This window comes from Bacillus sp. LR--39 (genome assembly GCF_053613335.1).
On record NZ_JBSIOT010000369.1, the window covers coordinates 1 to 1028 of the forward strand.

Consider the following 1028-nt stretch of genomic DNA (forward strand, 5'->3'; position numbering starts at 1 on the left):
CCGCCAGTTTCTCTTCCGAGTGTTTGATCAGCGTGCTCCCGCCTTTTTGATCGCGATATCCTACAAGCGTTGCCATGCCTCTCAGCCGATATGCTGGGGATTCTGTTATTAATGGCTGAATTTGCGGGGAAAAAGAGGCGATGCTGATCAGCTTTCCTTCAAAAAACGCGCCGAGATGAAAGGAGCCTTTTGCATGATCCTCTTCATATTTGCATTGTTCAATGGATTGATGGGGACGCAGAATGCGGTGCCGGATTTCATACGTATCTTCCGCGGAAATGGTTTTGACTTCGAGCATAATGTTCCTCCTCATGACTGTTTTTCTATATCGTAACACGAATCCCGTTGAAAAAGACCGCCCGATTGGATCAGACAGTCTTTTAAGGGATTAATGCAAAAAGATATTTTGGCGCTGCTCATCTTTTTGCTGAATATATGAAGTAAGCTCAGCGGTTAAGTCAGATCTGAGGAAAGGCGTTATCAAGTAGATGCCGTTAAACAGCTCGCATGCCGTATCCAGCAGGGAGCGGGCAATCGCAAGGCCTTCCGCCTTTTGCTTTTCTTTATCTTCACCGGCACGGGCCATTTTTTCGCGAATCGTATCAGACAGCTTAATGCCGGGAATTTCATTATGGATGAATTCGGCATTCCGGCTGCTTGTCAGCGGCATGATGCCGATATAGACCGGCGTCTTCAGATGTTTTGTTTCGTTATGGATATCGACAAGCTGCTGCTCGGAATAGACAGGCTGAGAAACAAAATAATCTGCGCCGCAATCTATTTTTTTCTCAAGCCGTTTTACCGCTTTATCCAGATGGCGGACGTTAGGATTAAATGCGGCGGCAACTGAGAAATTCGTTTTCTTGCCGAGCGGTTTTCCAGATAGAGACAGACCTTCATTGAATTGTTTGATCAGCCTGATTAAATCAAAAGATGTTAAATCATATACAGACGTCGCACCAGGAAAATCCCCGATTTTAGAAGGGTCGCCTGTAATAGCAAGCACGTCATTCAGCCCTAACGTATCA

2 protein-coding genes are annotated in these 1028 nt (G+C 45.7%); both read right to left on the reverse strand.

From position 1 onward, the window contains the following. Positions 1–298, reverse strand: a 298-nt coding sequence (locus ACWHAR_RS23320; protein ID WP_452087980.1) for a GNAT family N-acetyltransferase, incomplete at its 3' end; no start/stop codon positions are given. Positions 299–388: 90 nt separating this feature from the next. Next, positions 389–1028 (reverse strand): methylenetetrahydrofolate reductase (locus ACWHAR_RS23325; RefSeq protein WP_452087981.1); only part of this gene is annotated, 640 nt, incomplete at its 5' end.